This window comes from Mycobacterium sp. 48b (genome assembly GCF_048282725.1).
Lineage (GTDB): Bacteria > Actinomycetota > Actinomycetes > Mycobacteriales > Mycobacteriaceae > Mycobacterium.
The window spans coordinates 5,547,258-5,566,620 of record NZ_JBLVUL010000001.1 but is presented as its reverse complement, the minus strand read 5'-3'; the positions used below and the strand labels follow the sequence as shown (position 1 = coordinate 5,566,620).

Annotated in this window: 15 protein-coding genes and 1 tRNA gene; 9 read left to right on the top strand and 7 right to left on the bottom strand. The window is 64.6% G+C overall.

Translation table 11 applies throughout. The features are described from left to right. The first annotated feature begins 46 nt into the window (after positions 1 to 46). The 3 genes from pgm (at position 47) to ACNQR1_RS27130 (ending at position 3,107) form a co-directional block, all read left to right on the top strand. The gene (pgm, locus tag ACNQR1_RS27140) at positions 47 to 1,693 is read left to right on the top strand and encodes a phosphoglucomutase (alpha-D-glucose-1,6-bisphosphate-dependent) (RefSeq protein ID WP_418048708.1); all 1,647 of its coding nucleotides are present in this window, start codon (positions 47 to 49) and stop codon (positions 1,691 to 1,693) included. Beyond that, positions 1,690 to 2,979 carry an MFS transporter gene (locus ACNQR1_RS27135; RefSeq protein ID WP_418048707.1) on the top strand — a complete coding sequence of 430 codons (1,290 nt, stop codon included), beginning with the start codon at positions 1,690 to 1,692 and terminating at the stop codon, positions 2,977 to 2,979. The genes pgm and ACNQR1_RS27135 overlap by 4 nt, the downstream gene beginning before the upstream one ends. Before the next feature lie 55 nt (positions 2,980 to 3,034). Next, positions 3,035 to 3,107, top strand: a tRNA-Ala gene (locus tag ACNQR1_RS27130). Positions 3,108 to 3,451: 344 nt separating this feature from the next. Here ACNQR1_RS27130 and ACNQR1_RS27125 read toward each other — a convergent pair. The 3 genes from ACNQR1_RS27125 to ACNQR1_RS27115 form a co-directional block, all read right to left on the bottom strand. Further along, entirely contained in the window at positions 3,452 to 5,035 is a 1,584-nt protein-coding gene (locus tag ACNQR1_RS27125) for a hypothetical protein (protein WP_418048706.1), read from the bottom strand. 1,232 nt (positions 5,036 to 6,267) lie between these two features. Beyond that, complete coding sequence (locus ACNQR1_RS27120) at positions 6,268 to 7,161, bottom strand: hypothetical protein (protein ID WP_418048705.1); 894 nt, start codon at positions 7,159 to 7,161, stop codon at positions 6,268 to 6,270. 1 nt (position 7,162) lies between these two features. After that, positions 7,163 to 9,721 carry an AAA family ATPase gene (locus tag ACNQR1_RS27115; protein ID WP_418048704.1) on the bottom strand — a complete coding sequence of 853 codons (2,559 nt, stop codon included), beginning with the start codon at positions 9,719 to 9,721 and terminating at the stop codon, positions 7,163 to 7,165. Positions 9,722 to 10,088: 367 nt separating this feature from the next. Between ACNQR1_RS27115 and ACNQR1_RS27110 the strand changes: the two genes are divergently transcribed. The 6 genes from ACNQR1_RS27110 (at position 10,089) to ACNQR1_RS27085 (ending at position 16,127) form a co-directional block, all read left to right on the top strand. After that, complete coding sequence (locus ACNQR1_RS27110) at positions 10,089 to 10,229, top strand: hypothetical protein (protein ID WP_418048703.1); 141 nt, start codon at positions 10,089 to 10,091, stop codon at positions 10,227 to 10,229. Between the two features lie 449 nt (positions 10,230 to 10,678). Next, a complete protein-coding gene (locus ACNQR1_RS27105) occupies positions 10,679 to 11,803 on the top strand; it encodes an LLM class flavin-dependent oxidoreductase (RefSeq protein ID WP_418048702.1) in 1,125 nt (374 codons plus the stop codon). Continuing rightward, complete coding sequence (locus ACNQR1_RS27100) at positions 11,800 to 12,951, top strand: sulfotransferase family protein (protein WP_418048701.1); 1,152 nt, start codon at positions 11,800 to 11,802, stop codon at positions 12,949 to 12,951. The genes ACNQR1_RS27105 and ACNQR1_RS27100 overlap by 4 nt, the downstream gene beginning before the upstream one ends. Beyond that, positions 12,951 to 14,195, top strand: a complete 1,245-nt coding sequence (locus ACNQR1_RS27095; protein WP_418048700.1) for a DUF1214 domain-containing protein — start codon at positions 12,951 to 12,953, stop codon at positions 14,193 to 14,195. The genes ACNQR1_RS27100 and ACNQR1_RS27095 overlap by 1 nt, the downstream gene beginning before the upstream one ends. Before the next feature lies 1 nt (position 14,196). After that, positions 14,197 to 14,703, top strand: coding sequence for a VOC family protein (locus tag ACNQR1_RS27090; RefSeq protein WP_418048699.1), 507 nt, complete (start codon positions 14,197 to 14,199; stop codon positions 14,701 to 14,703). Then, positions 14,700 to 16,127, top strand: coding sequence for a carboxylesterase/lipase family protein (locus ACNQR1_RS27085; RefSeq protein WP_418048698.1), 1,428 nt, complete (start codon positions 14,700 to 14,702; stop codon positions 16,125 to 16,127). Before ACNQR1_RS27090 ends, ACNQR1_RS27085 begins: the two co-directional genes overlap by 4 nt. Before the next feature lie 32 nt (positions 16,128 to 16,159). Here ACNQR1_RS27085 and ACNQR1_RS27080 read toward each other — a convergent pair whose 3' ends face one another. From ACNQR1_RS27080 to ACNQR1_RS27065, 4 genes are all read right to left on the bottom strand, one after another. Further along, on the bottom strand, positions 16,160 to 16,594 hold the full coding sequence (locus tag ACNQR1_RS27080) for a DUF6319 family protein (protein WP_418050528.1): 435 nt from the start codon (positions 16,592 to 16,594) through the stop codon (positions 16,160 to 16,162). A gap of 108 nt (positions 16,595 to 16,702) precedes the next feature. Beyond that, positions 16,703 to 17,395: an HAD family hydrolase gene (locus ACNQR1_RS27075; protein ID WP_418050527.1), complete on the bottom strand. Its 693-nt coding sequence runs from the start codon at positions 17,393 to 17,395 to the stop codon at positions 16,703 to 16,705. 43 nt (positions 17,396 to 17,438) lie between these two features. Continuing rightward, on the bottom strand, positions 17,439 to 17,825 hold the full coding sequence (locus tag ACNQR1_RS27070; RefSeq protein WP_418048697.1) for a MerR family transcriptional regulator: 387 nt from the start codon (positions 17,823 to 17,825) through the stop codon (positions 17,439 to 17,441). Between the two features lie 17 nt (positions 17,826 to 17,842). After that, positions 17,843 to 19,348, bottom strand: coding sequence for a SulP family inorganic anion transporter (locus ACNQR1_RS27065; protein ID WP_418048696.1), 1,506 nt, complete (start codon positions 19,346 to 19,348; stop codon positions 17,843 to 17,845). Positions 19,349 to 19,363 lie beyond the last annotated feature (15 nt).

Here is a 19,363-nt window from a genome sequence, read left to right as displayed (position 1 = left end):
CGTGACCGCCGGGCAGCGACATCCGATCGAGAGCACAATCGGGTCCATGGCTGCCAATCCCCGCGCCGGGCAACCGGCTCAACCCGAGGATCTGATCGACGTCGCCGCGGTGGTGACCGCCTACTACACCCGGCGGCCCGACCCCGATGACATTGCGCAGCAGGTGGTGTTCGGCACCTCCGGCCATCGCGGCTCCAGCCTGGACACCGCGTTCAACGAAGGCCACATCCTGGCCACCACCCAGGCCATCGTCGAATATCGCGCCGCGCAGGGCACCACGGGTCCGCTGTTCCTCGGCCGCGACACCCACGCGCTGTCGGAACCGGCCTGGGCGTCGGCACTGGAGGTGCTGGCCGCCAATGACGTTGTAGCTGTTGTGGACGCGGCCGACCGCTACACCCCGACACCCGCGGTCAGCCACGCCATCCTGACCTTCAACCAGGGCCGTGACGCGGACCTGGCCGATGGCATCGTCGTCACCCCATCGCACAACCCGCCGCGCGACGGCGGCTTCAAGTACAACCCGCCCAACGGCGGTCCGGCCGACACCGACGCTACGGGCTGGATTGCCAAGCGCGCCAACGAAATCCTGCGTGATGGGTTCAAGGACGTGAAACGCATGCCGCTGTCGCGGGCGTTGCAGATCGCCCAGCGTCATGACTACCTCGACGCGTATGTCGCGGATCTGGCCAATGTGGTGGACCTGCACGCGATCCGGGCCGAGGGCATCCGCATCGGAGCCGACCCGCTCGGCGGGGCCAGCGTGGACTACTGGGGCGCGATCGCAGAGCGGTACAACCTAGACCTGACCGTGGTGAACCCGCTGGTGGACGCCACGTGGCGGTTCATGACCCTGGATACCGACGGCAAGATCCGGATGGACTGCAGTTCACCGAATGCCATGGCTGGGCTTGTTTCGAAAGTCATCGGCCACCCCGACACCTATCAGATCGCGACCGGCAACGACGCGGACTCAGACCGGCACGGCATCGTCACCCCCGACGGCGGGCTGATGAACCCCAACCACTACCTGGCCGTGGCGATCGACTACCTCTACACCCACCGGCCGAACTGGCCGGCGGCCACCGCGGTGGGCAAGACCGCGGTGAGCAGTTCGATCATCGACCGGGTCGTGGCCGGGCTGGATCGCAAGCTGGTCGAGGTGCCGGTCGGGTTCAAGTGGTTCGTCGACGGGCTGATCGGCGGCGGCATCGGATTCGGTGGCGAGGAGAGTGCCGGGGCGTCGTTCCTGCGCATGGACGGGTCGACCTGGACCACCGACAAAGACGGCATCATCCTGGCGCTGCTGGCCTCGGAGATCCTGGCGATCACCGGGTCGACCCCGTCGCAGCGCTATGCCGAACTGGCCGAACGTTACGGGTCGCCCACGTATGCGCGCATCGACGCGCCCGCCGACCGGGATCAGAAGGCCCGGCTGGCCAAACTGTCACCCGAGCAGGTCAGCGCCACCGAGCTGGCCGGTGAGCCCATCACCGCGAAGCTGACCTCCGCGCCGGGCAACGGGGCGGCGCTGGGCGGGCTGAAGGTCACGACGGAGAACGCCTGGTTCGCCGCACGGCCGTCGGGCACCGAGGACGTCTACAAGATCTATGCCGAGTCCTTCCTCGGTCCGGACCATCTTGCGGAGGTGCAGGAAGCCGCCAAGGACGTGGTTAATACAGTCATTGGGTGAGCCTTACGGAGGGCGACTGCGCACGCGAGGAGCAGAACGAGCCCGGTCAGAGCGACACCAAGTCGAAGCTGCCTGGTGAAGTCTGGGTCCTGATCGTCGCCAATGCCGTCATCGCGCTCGGTTACGGCGTGGTGGCGCCGGTGCTGCCGGCCTACGCCCGCCACTTCGGCGTCAGCATCAGCGCCGCGACCTTCGTCATCACCGCGTTCGCCCTGATGAGGCTGTGTTTCGCCCCGGCCACCGGGGTGCTGATCCAGCGGCTGGGGGAGCGCCGGATCTACGTGTGGGGGCTGCTGATCGTCGCCGTCACGACCGGCGCCTGCGCGTTCGCGCAGACGTATTGGCAGCTGCTGTTGTTCCGGTCGCTGGGCGGCGTCGGCTCGACGATGTTCTTCGTCTCGGCGTTGGGCCTGATGATCCGGGTGAGCCCCGAGGATGCCCGCGGTCGCGTGGCCGGCATGTTCTCCTCGGCATTCCTGATCGGCTCGGTCGGCGGGCCGGTGCTCGGCAGCCTCACCGCGGGGCTCGGCCTGAACGCGCCGTTCGTGATCTACGGTGCCGCCCTGCTGGTGGCGGCCGCGGTGGTGTTCATCAGCCTGCGGCACTCGTCGCTGGCCGCGCCCGCGCCGGACGAAGGCCCGAAGGTGACCGTGCGCACGGCACTGCGCAACCGCGCCTACCGGGCGGCGCTGCTGTCGAACTTCGCCACCGGGTGGTCGGCCTTCGGGCTCCGAATTGCCTTGGTGCCGTTGTTCATCGTCGATGTACTGCACCGCGGGCCCGGGATGGCAGGGCTGGCGCTGGCCACCTTCGCGGTCGGCAACGTGTCCGCGGTGATCCCCAGCGGTTACCTCTCGGATCGGGTGGGGCGGCGCCTGCTGCTGATCGTCGGGCTCACCGCGGCCGGGATCTCGACCGTGATGGTCGGGTTCACGGACGGGCTGACGCTGTTTCTTGTGAGCGCCTACATCGCGGGCTTCTCGACCGGCATCTTCACCGCGCCACAGCAGGCCGCGGTGGCCGACATCATCGGAAACAAGGCCCGCGGCGGCACCGCGGTGGCGACATTCCAGATGATGGCCGACGTCGGCTCCGTCGGCGGTTCACTGCTGGTCGGACTGATCGCGCAGTACCTGTCGTTCTCGTGGGCCTTCGTGATCAGCGGGGTGATCCTGCTGATCGCCGCAGTCGGCTGGATCTTCGCTCCGGAGACCCGCGGACGCCCCTCCGCCGAGCACACTCCGGCTCGTGCGCTCGGTCCGGAGGCCGGTGGAGAGGTCCCCTGACCAGCGATTTTGAACCTGGGGTAGCGGTGGTGTAACTTCGTGGGGCACGACAAACGGGGCTATGGCGCAGTTGGTAGCGCACCACACTGGCAGTGTGGGGGTCAGGGGTTCGAATCCCCTTAGCTCCACGTTTGAAAAACCCGCTCTGACTTCGGTCTGGGCGGGTTTTTTAGTTTTGCTGTTGAGGGGGACCGTAGTGCTGTGGATCATCGGTGGTTGGGGCAACCGTGCCGATTCCCTCGGGGCAGCTGCTGACCGCTTGCAGCGCTCGCTGAGCCGCATCCCGGCTGAACCCAGGAAATGTCGGTCGCTCAGGTGTTCAGCACTGTGACGGCCCACGGCGTGATCTTGAAATCGCAACCCCCCGGTGGGCAACAGCTTCGCGGATGTCGAGTCAACGATGTGCCACATACAACCGGCATCTGGTTCGGTTAGCGATTCGCCGAAACCTGGTTGTCGCGACACGTGCGGCTCATTCGTAGGGCCCCGGCGATGGGGGCGTCATGGAGGTGTTCGGATCTGGCTCGAGCGCATCGACGAGATAATTTCGATCGTCCAGGTTCAGTGCGCGACGGATATGGGTCGCGATGTCGTGGTCACCGATGGCCGAGGGATATCCGAAGTATCGGGTGTGCGCCCTGCCCCACCGCACCTGGCGGCCCTTTACGTTGCCTGTGACGGGGATGTCGCGGATACCCGGCCCAAATAGAGGTCGCAGCGGGCCTCCGAAGAAGTCGCCCCGTACAGATCCTTTCGTGACCGGAAACCACATATTCGTCCACCGTACGACTGCGAACAGTGATTGCGAACCCAGGACCTGTCGGGTCCCGTACCGCCAGCCGTACTTCATCGTCGTTGGTTCGATCATGTTCTCTACGGGCTGAGTTTCGCTACGGGGCGGGCAGCGGACCAGCTCGCCGCGGCGCGTCATCGCGTCGAACTCTTCGCGCGCCGCCGTCGGGACTTGTCCGCGTAGAGCACTGAAGAGGCCGGGGCGGGTTAGGAGGATGTCGGCGAGGTACATCGGCGTTCCTACCGTGACGAAATCAGTGATCCGCCAAGGATTTCCCTGACTCCGCAAGCCCTTCCATAGATCGAACTGGCAGTTCCGGAATCGGTCGACGCGGTCGTTGAGCTCCTTCGTCGGATTCGAAGAGTCTTGGATGGCTGCGCTGTCGAGTACGTCGTCGGCGGCTTGCTGCAGCGCAGCCAGGCCGTCGAGGGGTATCCGCTTACCTCCATTCGGCAGGGGGCCCGGCGGGCCGGAGTGAATCTGATGGAGGTCGGTCCATAGCGACGACATGGCGTCGTAGCCGATGTAGGCGCCAAGGCTGTGAGCCACCACCACGATCCGCGTGTATCGCTCGGTGTCGTGCAGGCTGCGCAGTAGATCTACCAGGCCGCCTCGAATCTTTCTGCGTGCGCTATAGGACCGCGGTGATGTGTCGAGGTATCGCACCACGTCGACGAACGAACCGGTTATCCAGTTGCCCATCGATTTCGCCGCCAGGGTCACCACGCCGATGACGACAGCGCTGCTGAGGATCGCCGTCAGCCAGCCTGGTAGCGCACGATTCATAAGGTAGCCGACCAGCAATAGAACGGGTATCAGCGCGATGGCTGCCCATGCGATCCGCCAGATGCCAAAGAGTTCGGGCGGCACATGGCGCACCCTACGGACTAGCAGCCGGGTAGTGCTGGCGAACAAATCACTCAGCCGATTGCCGGTCATCATGTAGGACCAGTGGTATTCGAAGATCTCCGTCTGCACCTGGCCCGCTTGACCGTTCAACTGGCGGGCAATGTAGCGGCGCGCCTCATAAGATCTCGTGACGGTCGCCGGACGCGAATAGTAGTAGCGCCAGCCGCCGTCGAGCGGCGTCAGGGCGGTCTGCACGAAGCTCCTCAACGTATCCAGAGGCCGCTGCTCTCCCATTCCGTGCACAATCACGACCGCGGCGCGCACCCGATCTTCGACCTGTTCTTGCTCGCTGTCGACATCGTGTGCACCGGTGACTGCAGGCTGCTCATCCTCAGCTGCGTCAAAATCGGTCACGGCCCCAGCCCTCCCCGCTGCCGCTAGGCATCACCTCATAGCATGCACTAGCCACCACGACGACAACGGCGTGTTGGCTAGTTTGATGGGCCGTGCAGGCGGGACGGGGGACCGCCGACGTGTACAGATCGGCGAGGTAAACGAAGAACCTGTGGCGGCGCGGGAGGCTAACTCGAGCGGTGCCGGTGTTGGCGGGACCGTGACGGCGGCCGGCGTGCGGCACCGCCACAGGATCGTGGTCGGTGCTCCGCTCGGCCAGGCCCCGGAGGATCTCCATCGCCTAGGGCTGGTCCGGTCGCCAGATTGCGCTGTTTGCAACCAGATTCACGATCGGGCGGTGCTTGCCGCCGGCAGAAGCCTCAGCGCACCGACCAGCTGGGCCTCGGGATCCCACCGCCGCAGTTTGCCTTCGCCGTTGGCGCCAGACGATTCAGTGACATGTTCAGACTCTGTGATGAGCGCCAACTAGCGGTGTTGTGCGGGTCCGGCAGTCACACACCGCGCCGGTGAGGTGGGCGATGCGGTTTGGGTGCAAAGCGCTCCAATGTGTCGATCCGCAGACCATGGGCGCCTGCAGGTTGCCCAGGCTTATCACGAAGTCGCGCGACTGCGGATCGACCGTTGTGTCGATGGTTTCGAAACTCAGCTCGGAACGATGTAGCGCGTGCACTGCGGGCTCGGCACTAAACGTATCCGCTTGGTGTACACGGTGACACACTGGCGCGTACCGTGCTCACCGGAATGGGTCAGAGTCGGTTCTAAATATCCTGTCCGTCAACGCTTCCGCAACTTTGTAGCCCTTCGCAGGTCGGAAAGTTGTCCACAAGCTATGAAGGGGTCCGCCGATCTTTCTCCGGTTCGGTGGGTCCCGTCAGCGTCACACCGTTGGGTCGGAGTGGTCAAGGTTTGCGCGGACCGTCTTGCAGGCATCTTCCAGAGGCTGTGTCGGGCCGAGCGTCGCCCCGAGAATCATTTCTCTCGTGCAAGGGCGGAGGCCAGATGATGGCGCTTTGCGTGGGAGACGTGGTCGACAACATGCATCCCTTTACTGCGCCTAACGTTTGCGCAGATCAGCGCAGGGAAATGGCGCCGATCGCTGATCGGCGTGTCAATGCTTCGACTCAAACGATGGAAATGTGCACGACATACGCTCCGCGCACGCCGGGGTCCTCACCGCAACGACTTCGCATCGCACCGTTGGACGTCGCCGCCGGTAGTCAGAGTCCTGAAGGTCAATCCTCCGTTAAGAAGGCGCGCTCGCGTGCAGCAATCTTCTTGAGCATCACGAGGGACGCCACCGAGAAGGGTGTACGTTCGTCGATCATTCTGATCAACTCGGACTCGGCCTCGTCGAGTGCGACTTGCTTATCCATGTTCGAAAGCTCTACCCGGTCGACGTAGCGGACTATCAGGCTTCTCCTGAGTCGGTCGGCGGTTGCGCTCCGCAGCGTATTCAGCTGCTCGCGATGCAGGTCGAAGACGATCATCGACTGTCTGCCTTTTGTTGTTTTGGGTTCGACGCGACCTTTCGGAGTGAAATCCAGGTGGGCGGCGGAGTCTTGGTCGATGTAGGGATGCAACAGGAGAGGGCCCTCGCGGTCATCTAGGTCAAGGGGACCGAGGTAGTATTCTCCTGGCTGGCTAGCGCTTTCTATCGCATCGGCTGGACTCTTCAACTGTTCTCGCTCGCCCGGTCCCAGCGTTACGCGAAACACACGCTCCCCCGTAATTGGAAACTGATTTTTCTTGCCTGCGTACGAATTGCACATGTCGCATGAAGGCAGCAGGTTGAACCAACTGTAGGCAAGCCAGAAGTAGCCGGGGTGATCTCGCGAACCGGTGATCGCCCGTTTTGGCCGCCAGTGCTCGGCTGCAGTTGGGATGTCTGTCAACGACTTTTCGCAGTATGCACATTTGTTGCCAAACTTGTTGCGAAGCAACCATTTCTTGTGCGCACGCCAGATCTGCTGAGTTTCCACGGGCACCTCGCCGGTCGTTTCGTACTCGGTGACTGCGTCCCGACGAGCTCGTTCGGCCGTCGTGTACCACGTCCGGAACTCCTCTTTCGCATCCTCGGAAATCGGCTCATCGTCGATGTGGTCCGGGTGGAATCTTACGTAACGCACGTTAACCTTCCACCGAACCAAGCCGACTTACTTCGTCTAGCAGTTCCCGCGCCCTCTCTTTGAGCTGTTCTTGCACATTAGGCGTGGACTTGCCCACAGCCTCAGTGAGCAGGAGATCAAGGAAGTCCATCGCGCGTTGCTCCGACGGCGTTGACGGGCCGACGGGCACCCGGACCTCGAGATAGTCCTGCAACGCGCGGAATTCGGCTTCCTCCTCTTGTCCCCGCTCGGCGACCAGTAGTTCCTGGTAGCGCTCGACGCTTCTTCGGGTGTCTAGGTCCACCGACGTGGTGAGTCCGAATAGGTGACCGGTGAGGAGCTGATCGGCCCGCCCTCGGATGACGTCGTCGTCTTCGCCAGAACGTGGCACGCGGCAGAGCAACCCATTGCGTCGGGTCAACGCGGTGACTTGTCGTTGTTTCATGCCGCCGACCATCAGCGGTGAGTGTGTCGTTGCTATGAACTGGACGTTGGGTAGCAATTCCTTTAGCCGCGCGGTCAGTTGTTGTTGCCAATCCGGATGCAGGTGGGCATCGATTTCGTCGATCAACACAGTTGCGCTGCGGTGTAGCGCGACTTCACCAGATGATGCGGTGTCGTGGAGTCGTTCGACTACGAAGCCGACCCAGCCGATGAGCGCGTTGGCTCCTTGACTCAGCGCCTCGATCGGCAGAACGCCGTCGGCAGTTCTCACGTAGACGGCATTCGCCTCCGGGTCCACGTGGTCAAAGCGAATATCCAGCTCGGCGGTCAGCACTTTGATCGCCCGAACTAGGTCGTCTAGCAGTGCCTGGGGCTTGGCTGATTTGGTGCCGCTGGCGAGGCTATCCTTAATTAGGTAGTCGCAGTTGATGATCCGCTGTTTGACCGAGTCTAGACGGGAATCGGGCTCGCCCAGCAGCAGCGCCAGCACATCTGATCTACTCGGACGTTTGGGTGTGTCTGCACCACTCGGGGCCGATTCTCGTTGCCAGGTCAGCGTTCTAAGTGGCGGGATACCGATGACCATGTGTCGCTCGGCTTCTAATTCCAGTCGGGGCGAGTGCCGAACGATCGTCTCAGTGGTTGATCGCGATAGGTCAGTCAGGAACCGCCGGCCGCTACTCGTCTCGACCTGTATGGCACCCCGGGACGCACCAGCCCGCAGCAGTCGGGCACCGAACACCGGTCCGTCATCACCGGAGTACACCAGAGCGAGAGCCTTCAGGATCGTCGACTTTCCCACGCCGTTGTCGCCGAGCATCACATTGAAGTCGTCATCGAACTCGACGGAGAGCTCTTCGAAGGGTCCGATGTTCTCCAGGACGATCCGGCGCACTTTGTCTGCGGCCAGTTTCGATGTAGAGGCTCGATCAGGCGTGCGGTCGGCGTAATCCGTGATTCGTTCGAGGAAACCAACCATCTTGTCAGCGTCGAAGGGGCTGTATGGCAGTACATGCGTGTTGAACCGCCTGCGAAGTGCGTTGGCTTCAGTGCGCCACGTGGGCGATGATGCGTTGACCAGAGCGAAGTGACGTCCCTGAAGTGAGCTGATCGATAGCGGCTCGATGAAGTTGGCGATGCTCGCCATGCTGGTGCCGATGAACAGCACTGTTCGGGTCGACAACAGCCCGGCGAGTGCCTGGCCCAGCGGCCGGTTGTTGGCGACCGTGTCGCTGAATTGACCCGGACTTAGCAGCAGAGTATCGGGCTTGCTGGGTGTGCCGTACAGCGCGATGAGAAATCTCTGCCGACGGCTGAGATTGTCAAGGACGACGTTTCCATCCCGCCATGTCAGCTGAGGGACGTCCGGTAGTACTCGACTCAGCATTGTGTCGTAATTTGTCGTGAGCACCGCGGAGGCGGGCAGGCTGCCCAATGCCACGTAGAGTTTGGACGGCATGGGTTCTGCGCTATGGATAGCCGCAATTTCACGAGCCAAGGCGTTGCGGTCTGTGGCGGCGGCGATTTCATCTGCGACAGAAGCGATCTGACCGCCATCGAGGCTGAGTCGCAGCGACTTTGCCAGGTCGGGATCCAATGCCTCTTGCTCGCAAGCCCACTCGAAGAGATGCGAAATGAGATCTGTGGAGCTCGGGTACGACGCGCTTAAAGCGACGCCGGCGCCTACGAACACGGCGAGCTGGCCCTCGGCTGCTGCTCGCAGCAGCTCTGGAGGCGGCGGCGGCAAGCGAAATGATTCGTGCGAATCAGCGTTGATTGCTATGGCCGCAGATGGAGTGCCGGCAGAGTCGGCGGACAGCTGCACTACGGTCCTCGCCTGACCTCTCATCCATCGCCGCCGCACGTCCATCGAAAGGAACTGCACGACCATGATGTAAATCAGGTAAATCGCGACGATGACAGCTGAGACGATCCCGGCGAGGGTCAGGTATTCGGACTTGTATGACGCTCGGTCGTAGGCGGAGTTGTACGGCGAGATGTTGTATATGGCGATGAGGGTGAAGACCCACGTGATCAGGAGGCCTGCGACAGCGGCGATTGATCCTCCGAAACGGAGCCGCCAATAGCGGATGTAGTGGCGAGAGTTGCGCCAATCCAACCTGTCGTCCGATGCCATCTATCAGTACCTGCCAATTCCGACAGTGCCGCTGTCCGCAGATGAAGTTCGCACCCGCTACCTCCGAGGCTTCGAGACGATGGTCCTGCCCAAACGGCACCCCCGGGCAAGTAACAGATGAAGGATACTTGCACGCGTGTGGCCGGGCCCCAAGCTACGCATATTTGGTTCGTCCGTTGGGTCTGCTGCACGAATAGGTGCATCTGAGTTGGCTTGCCTGTGGCGAGCTGAAAGGATGTTCATGTGCCAAAGCCTTACGCCCGCGAGTTCGGTGAGGGCGTCGTCCGGTCGCCCTTTACTGAGACGACGGCGTGACGATCGAGCAGACCGCCACCGATTTCGGGGTCCATCCGATAACGCTGCAGAAGTGGATGCGCCGGCCGACATCGACGAGGACACCGAGCCCGGCAAGAGCAGCATCGAGTCCGGTGAGCTGCGGGATGCGCGGCCTCGGAACAAGCTGTTAGAGCAGGAAAACGAGGTCCTGCATCGGCCTCGCGGAAGTTGACACTCAGTGGGCCTACGCTTGGTCGCTCGATGAAGGCGTGGAAGACGAGCCGCCGCAGCGGTTGTTCCTAATCGTGGCGCAGCCAACTCAGTCGGATCCGCGAACGCTTCGGTCGGATCGGAGGCAGACCCCTCGTCCATATTCGGGGACCGTACTGCCGACGTCCGACGGCAGCGTCAATACGAACGCGCGCCTGTGCTGTCATTGACAGCACGCCTTCAGGTTGGTGCAGGTCGCGATAGCTTGTGGCGTGTCGGATGCGACCGTATTTCCGCAGGTGATCCCGCAAATCGTAGGTCAGATAGGGGTTCGAATCCTCTTAGCTCCACGTTTGAAAACCCGCTCCGGCCATTGGTCGGCCGGGTTTCTTGGTTTGCGGATCAAGCAATGCTGAGCAGATGCCCAGCAATTCGGTGACGTAGCCGTCATCCTGGGGTAGCTTGCCCTGCATGCCCTTGGAGCTGGCCTCGTTCTTTCGGACAACTCTGCCGCTCGATCTCAGCGGGCTGGGCGCCCTCGATGATGGCCGCTACCACTCCCTTTGGCTGCCCGATCACCTGGTGAGTTTCTGGCCGGACTCGATCTGGACGGCCGAGTTCACCGACCTCGCGGAGCTGTCGCCGTCACCGCACCGCTACCTGGACACCCTTGCCCTCGCCGGTGCCGTCGCGGCGCGCACCACCCGCACCCGGCTCGCCACCAGCGTTCTCGACACCGTTCGACGCCACCCGGTGATGCTGGCCCAGTCGGCACTGACCCTCAGCCATCTCTCGGACGGCCGGTTCATCCTGGGACTGGGCGCCGGCGAGCGCGAGAACCTGGCGCCGTACGGCTTCGACCATCAGAGCGCGGTGAGTCGATTCGCCGAGGCACTCCGGCTGATCCGGCTGCTGTGGAATACCGACGGACCGATCGACTTCGCCGGGCAGTACTTCACGCTGGAGCACGCCCGGCTGGACACCGAGTTGCACCACACCGGCCCGCCACCCATCTGGATCGGGGCCAACGGCCCCCGCATGCTGCGCCTGGTCGGGGAATTCGGCGACGGCTGGTGGCCGACGGGCAGCGCCGGGCCCGAGATCTATGCCAACCAGCTGGCCGGCATCCGGGAGGCGGCCGAACAGGCCGGGCGCGACCCGGAGGCGATCACGCCCGCGAAGATGGTGGTCTGCCTCATCGGTGAGCCCGACGAACTGAGCGTGATTGTGCAACGCCCGCTGGTGAAGTCGCTGGTGCTGCAACTGACGGCCGACGCGCTGCGAACCACCGGTCACCGTCATCCGATGGGGGAGCACTGGCGCGGCATCCAGGACATCGACCCGCGCGTGCTGACCCGCGACAGGCTGCTCCGGCTCTTCGAACAGGTCGACCCGGCCGCGATCCTGTCCGTCGTTCCGCACGGGACGCCGAAGCAGGTCGCCACGCAGATCGCCGAATTCGCCGAGGCGGGTGCCCAAGTCGTCTCGGTGCTCGACTACAGCGGAATGGCCGGGCAGGCCTACGCCGCCGAGTCGGCACGCAAAGTTCGCGAGGTCGAAGACGAATTGCTGAAGCTCACAGGAAGCACACCATGACAACCTTGGACACCGACGTCCTCATCGCCGCCGCGCAGAAATCGACCGGGGTCACCGACTTCGGCGACGAAACCCTGCCCGCCCGCGTGGCACTGGTCGTCGACAGGATGAACAGCGCCCAACTCGATGAAACCGGCTCGCGGGCAGCTGCATTGACGATCGACGGACTGCTCACGAGCCGTCTGCGGTTCATCGCAGACCATGCCCGCCTGCCGCTGCAGGCAGAAGCAATTACGGCCCCGCTCTTCGCCACCGGCGAGCCTCGGTCGGGAACGACGCTGCTGCATGCCCTGCTCGCCGAGGACGAGGATTTCCGCGCGCTGCGGTTCTGGGAGGTGATGTATCCCTCGCCACCACCCGGCCCGGCCGGCGTCGACGACCCGCGCCGCGCGCAGGCCGATGCCGACTGGCGGGAAATCCTCGATCGCATCCCGCCGTGGATCGTCAGCCACCCGTACAACGATCTGCTCGGTGCCGGGCTGCCCGAGTGTGAACGTACGTGGGCCTTCGACTTCCGTGCGACCAACCCGAGCGCCTGGTGGCGGGTCCCGCTCACGATCCAGAACTTCGGCCAAGACCATCGCGCGCAATACGCGCTACACCGCATGATGCTGCAACACATCCAACATTCGCGCCCGCCGAAACGCTGGGTGCTCAAGGGCTTTCACGGCCGACGCCTGCGCGCGCTCTTCGACACCTACCCCGACGCGCGCATCGTCTGGGTACACCGTGACCCGGTGCAGGTGCTCGCCTCCCAGATCGTGGCCTTCGGGCAGATCAACGAGAGTCTTGCCGGGGCGCTGGATTGGACGCAGTACGCCAAGGACACCATCGAGGGGTCGAGGGCGAACTTCCACGCCTACCTCACCGACCCGCTGGTGGACGACCCGCGTATCCACCACGTCCGCTACCGCGACTTCGTCGCCGACCCGGTCGCCGCGATCGAGGGTTTCTACGACTTCGCCGGACTTCCGTTGACCGCCGCCGCCGAAAAGGCGATGCGCGACTACCTCGTCACCAACCGCAGCGACCGGTACGGCAAGTTCACGTACTCCACCGACGTCCTACCGGTCCCCGTACAGCAGCTGCACGACGAATTCGCCGGATACCGCGAGCGATTCGGCATCGACATCGAGACGAGGCACTGATGGCGTTCGGCGACACCGCGGACGACGCGGCGCTGCGTGCGGCGTGGCACGACTTCTGCGACCGGCTCAAGGCCGCCGGAGATCTGGCGTTCAAGGACACCTCGCCGCCGAATGCGCTGCAACGCGCCGACGCGTTCCGCTACCTCACGCAGAATCTCGGGCAGGCTTACGATCTCGCCCTGGAGACCAAGAACACCCGCTATCCGATGATCCATCCGTTCTGCGGGCCGAGCCGCAAGCTCGGCGGCGACAACGCCGACTTCGTCTATCTGCAGGCCTGGATCGACGGCGCATCGACGTATCGCATCGAAGGTGACCGGGGTACTGCGCGTTTCATCAACTTCACCGTGCAGGGGCCGCGTCCGGAAAAGGACGTCTACTACGGCGCCGATCACCCCAATCTGCATGAGCCCTTCGGGGATACCCCCGAGGCGAACATCACCGGTGATGACCTTGTCACCGAGCCGGACGGCAGCTTCGTGCTCTACGTCGGAGGGGAACGGCGAGAACCGAATTGGCTGCCCACCACAGCGGGTTCACGCAAGCTCTTCATGCGGCAGGGCTTCGACTCCTGGGCGGAGCGCTCGGCGCAATTCAGCATCGAACGCATCGACATGGACGAGCCACGTCCCGTTCCGACCCCGCAGGATCTCATCGCGTCGATGCAATGGGCCGGCGACTTCCTCACCGGGGCGATGACCGACTGGCCGGACCGCGAACTGCAGATCGGCTCGCTGTTCGGCGAGCCAGAGCCCAACGTCTTTCCCGGCGCGCGCTTCGCAGGCACGGCCGAGCAACGCGATGTGCGCCGCGGCCGGCTCATCGTCACCACGCCATGGCGCCTCGGGCCGGACGAAGCGCTGCTCTTCGAGTTCGCCGACGACGGGGAATTCTGGATGCTGACCAACATGGGCGCGTTCTGGAACAGCATGGACTACCTGTATCGGCCGGTGAGCCACACCCCGAGCAGATCGGCGATCGACTCCGACGGCCGTGTGCGAATGGTGCTGGCCCACAACGATCCCGGCGTGCACAACTGGATCGACACCCAACGGTTCAGTGCGGGCTATCTCACCATGCGGGTCATCGGCAGCCGACAGGTGCCAGACGTCAGTACCACCGTCGTGCCGTTGACCGAGCTGGACACCGTGCTGCCGGCCGAAACCCGGCGCGTCACGGCCGACGAACGCGCCGCGCAACTGCACGCCCGCTTCGACGCCATCCGCCGCAGGTACAGGATCTGACATGGACCCCAGACTCGAGACGCTCGCCGCGTCGGCCTTCGACAACGTCTACCACGTGGGCCATCTCGTACCCGATCTGGCGAGAGCCATGGACTCTGTGGCGGCAGCCATGCGGATCACCTGGGCGCCGCCGTTCGAGATGCGCAGCGGCTTCACCCGGCCCGACGGATCCGCAGACGACCAGACCGTACGCATCGCGTTCTCCACGTCCGGCCCGCCGTACCTGGAGCTGATCGAGGTTGTCGCTGACAAAGATTCGATCTTCGCCGAACCGAAGCTCGGCGGCATGCACCACCTCGGCTACTACGCACAGTGCTGGCGCGACGATGTCGCCCGGCTGCAGGCCAACGGTTGGGAGTTGGAGCGCACCGGTGCCGGGGTGGCGTTCCTGCGCGACCCGCACAGCGGGCTGCGCGTCGAGGTGGTGAGCTTCAAGGGCCGCGACTTTCTGACCCGGATACTCGACGGTGAGATGGCGCAGAACTATCCGCTGACCGAGCGCCCGTGACCGCCGTCGCGCACACCTCGTACGGAGCACTGCGCGGCGACGCGCACGGTGACGTCATCGTCTTCCGCGGTGTGCCCTACGCGGCGGCGCCGACGGGTGAACATCGTTGGTGTCCACCACAACCCGTACCCAGTTGGGCCGGCGTGCGGGAGGCGATGGCGTTCGGTGCGATCGCCCCGCAGGACATCGCGCCCGAGCGGCTGGCCAAGCGCGGCCTGACCATGAGCGAGGACTGTCTCACACTCAACATCTGGACCCCCGCGATCGACGACCACCGCCGGCCTGTGCTGGTCTTTCTGCACGGCGGCGGGCAGGCCCAGGGCCACGGGTCGGCACCGCTGCTCGACGGTGCGCGACTGGCCCGGCGCGGCGACATCGTAGTGGTGACAGTGAATTTCCGGCTCGGCGTGCTCGGTTCGCTCTACGCGCCGGACTGGCACGGGGCCGACTCCACCAACCTGACACTGCGCGACCAGCGGCACGCGCTGCGGTGGGTGCGCGAGCAGATCGGCGCCTTCGGCGGCGACCCCGACGCCGTCACGGTGGCGGGGCAGTCCTCGGGCGCGATCGCGATATCGGCCTTGCTCGCCGGCGGGTGCCGTCTGTTCGACCGCGCGATTCTGCAGAGCGGCGGTTTGGAGCGTGTCCGCTCGACCGCAGCCGCCGCGGCCGTGGCTGAGAAAGTCATCTCATCCGTCGGCCGAGAACCGGACGTCGAGCAGATCCTTGCCGCGCAGCGTCGCATCGACACCGGATTCGTACCGCCGCAGGGGCCGTTCCATCCCTGCATCGACGGCGACGTCATCGCCGAGCACCCGTTGTTGGTTGCGCGCACCCGCGCCATGCCGGCGATCCCCATCCTGGCCGGAACGACGCGCGACGAGTGGCGGATCTTCGACGCGGCGCTGGATGAAGGGGTCTTCACCGAGCAGTACCTGCGCGACCGGGCGCGGGCACTCGCCGGAGACAGTCACGACCCGGGCGCGGTGGTGGCCACCTACCGCGCCGACCAGCACACGCTTCGCGATGTCGCCAGCGCGATGGTCACCGACTACCACTTCGCCGCGCCTACCGAGCAGTTCGTCAGGGCCCACGCCGAGCGCGGCAACCCAGTGTTTCGCTACGAACTGCAGTGGCCTTCTCCGCGCGCCGGGTTCGGGGCCTGCCACGATTCGTGTCTGCCCTTGCTGTTCGGCACCCTGGATGCCGCGCCCGCCCTGGCCGGTGCCGACGAGGCGGCCCTCCAGATGTCGGATGCAGTTCAGCAACTGTGGCTGGAGTTCGTTCGTGGGGGAGAGCCCTGGGAACACTACGACGGGGTCGGCGGGCCCACGATGCTGCTCGGTCCTGAGACCCGAATCGTCCGGCGGTACCGCGCGGAGCAACTCGCGATCTGGGAAAGTCGCTATCCCGCCTACGGGTAGGCGACTTTGACCGGACGCTCCGGGCCTGCGCGTTATGCCAAGTCGGACAATACCTTTCGCGCAGCTTCGAGTTCTGCCTCCAAGGCAGCCACTTTGGCAGCCTGTTCGGAGCGGGCCGCCTCGATCACCTCATCGATCGGGGTGGAGAGGTCCTCGTGTAGTTCCTTGGCGGCCCGGGACACTGCGGCGGCCGCGACCGCGACGTTGCGCGCCAGGTAGGTGGTGCCCTGCTTGAGCTCGGCGTGCCATTCGCCGTCGGCGGTGCCCGTGACGGTGAGGGTCAGCTCGATGGTCTTGGTCTTCTTGCCCGGTGCCTTCTTGGCCGGGGCCCTCTTGGGCTTTTCGTCGGCGGGTGCTTCGGAGGCAGGTGCGTCGGTCTCGGGCGTGCTCTCGGCCGAGGAGATCAACGTGTCGGGAGTGTCGGAGTCGATGGTCATCGTTTCTGGCGCCTGAGTGTCTACAGTCATCGTCACGGCGAACTCCTTCTAAGCATCGCTTGCGCTGGGCGGGCTGGCGGTCGCAGATATTAGAACACACATTCGATGCCCGCGGTCAAGTCGACGCGCCCGCCGCGCTCACTTCGCGGGATGGACAGCTTCGCCGATGAGAGTCCCGATGGCCGTTCCGTCCAGATGCTGTAGCAGGTCGAGCGGATCGTCGAAAACGGCCTGCGCACCGGCCTTTTCGAGCTCGCAGTCGGCGACCCCACCGGAACGTAGGCCGATGAACGGCACGCCGGCGCGACGGGCGGCTTCCCCGTCCCACACCGCGTCCCCGACGAAGACCGCCCGATCGGCGGATACGCCGGCCCGTTCGAGGGCCACCTTGACGATGCCCGGGTCGGGCTTGGCGGTGTCCACGTCCTTCGACGACGTTGCCGCCGCGATGGCGTCTTCGCTGTCGAGAACCTCTCGGGTGATGGCGAGTTCGTCTTCCGGTGCGGAACTGGCGAGCACCACCTGCACCTCGTTCTCGGCCAGATGGTGCAGCAGTTCGCGGGTGCCCGGGAGGCGCACGATCAGGTCCGCGCTGTCCTTGTAGAGGCTGCTGTGGCGGTCCTTGAGCCGTTGCTGCACAGCATCACTTGCGTCCCCGGAGAGGTTTGCCACCAGGGTGCTGCCATCCATACCGATACTGCGATGTATCCGCCAGGAGTCCACGTCGACGTTCTCCTCGCGGAACGCGCGCACCCACGCATGAACGTGCAGGTAGTTCGTGTCGACGAGGGTTCCGTCGACGTCGAACAGGACCGCGAAAGGTCTCGACATCGGCATGCGCGCGGTATACCCGCCTGCTCGCAGATCAAACGGCTCAGTGGTAGTGAGCCAGTTGCTCGGTCAGCTCCTGCGCGTACGCCAGCTGCCGGGTGAGCTTCACGCAGGATTCTTGTGCGCGGGTATGGCATTCGGCCACGTAGCTGGTCGCCGCCGCGCGCCGCGCGGTGTCCGCGGCAGTGGAGTTGAGAGTGTCGAGGGCATCCAGCAGCTGCCGCATCTCCTCGAGACTGAAGCCCAGCGGTTTCATCCGGCGGATCGCCAGCAGCCGGTTGACGTCGTCGGCGGTGTAGAGGCGGAAGCCGCCTGCGGACCGAGCCGAGGGCGCGACGAGACCGACCTCGTCGTAGTGCCGGATCGTCTTGATGGACAACTCTGTTCGCGCGGCGACCTCGCCGATCTGCAGGTGATCCTGACTGCTCAACGATTCCCCCTGGCGGTTCAGTGCGCCGCGGCCAGTTGACCGCTGAGCCGGGCGTGCCGTTCTGCGCTGTTCTCGTTCATCCCGACAATGGTGACGGTCTTGCCCTTGGCAGCGTATTTGGTGGTGATGGCGTCCAGGGTGGACACGGTGGACGCGTCCCAGATGTGTGCCTGGCTCATGTCGATGACGATGTTTTCGGGGTCGCCGACATAGTCGAATTGGTAGACCAGGTCGTTGCTGGAGGCGAAGAACAGCTCGCCCCGGACCGCGTACACGCGGGTGTCCTCGTCCGGATGGTCGATGTCGACGACCTCGGTGAAATGAGCGACGCGACGGGCGAAGAGGACCATGGCGATCAGCGTGCCGACGGCGACGCCGTAGGCCAGGTTGCTGGTCGCCACGGTGACCGCCACGGTGGCGAGCATGACGGCGGTTTCGCTCTTTGGCATGCGCCGCAGGGTTTTCGGGTTGATGCTGTGCCAGTCGAGGGTGCCGACAGAGACCATGATCATCACGGCGACCAGTGCGGCCATGGGGATTTGGGCCACGATATCGCCGAGCCCGACGACCAGGCCGAGCAGGAACGCGCCGGCCAGGAATGTCGAGATCCGGGTGCGCGCGCCGCACGCCTTCACGTTGATCATGGTCTGCCCGATCATCGCGCAGCCACCCATGCCGCCGAAGAATCCGGTGACGATGTTGGCCACACCCTGGCCCAGCGCCTCGCGGGACTTGTCGGAGTGGGTGTCGGTGATGTCGTCGACGAGCTTGGCCGTCATCAGCGATTCCAGCAGGCCCACCACCGCCATGGCGAGTGCGTAGGGCGCGATGACACCGAGTGTTTCCAGGGTGAACGGGACGTTGGGGATCAGCAGGGACGGCAGGCTCGACGGCAGCTGCCCTTCGTCACCGACATTGGGAATCGACCAGCCGAATCCGACGGTGGCGGCGGTGAGCACCACGATGGCCACCAGCGGCGCGGGGATCGCGGTGCTCAGTTTCGGAAGCGCCACGATGACGGCGATGGCGACCACGACCATCGGGTAGACCAGCCACGGCACACCGAGCACATGCGGCAACTGGGCCAGAAAGATCAGGATCGCCAAGGCGTTCACGAAGCCGACCATCACGCTGCGCGGCACGAACCGCATCAGCTTGGCGACTCCCAGCCCGCCGAGAATCAGCTGCAGCACTCCGGCCAGGATGACCGTGGCGATCAGGTAATCCAGGCCGTGACTGCGCACCAGCGGCGCCACCACCAGTGCGACGGCGCCGGTGGCGGCGGAGATCATCGCGGGCCGCCCACCGACGAGCGCGATGGTCACCGCCATCGTGAACGAGGCGAACAGGCCGATGCGCGGATCCACGCCGGCGATGATCGAGAACGAGATCGCTTCGGGGATCAGCGCAAGGGCCACCACCAGGCCGGCGAGAGCCTCGGTGCGCAGCCGGCGGGGAGAACGCAGTGCGGCCAGTACCGACTGCTGCTCGCGCGGCGTCACCGTATCGGTCGATCGATTCAACACAACTCCGTTTCA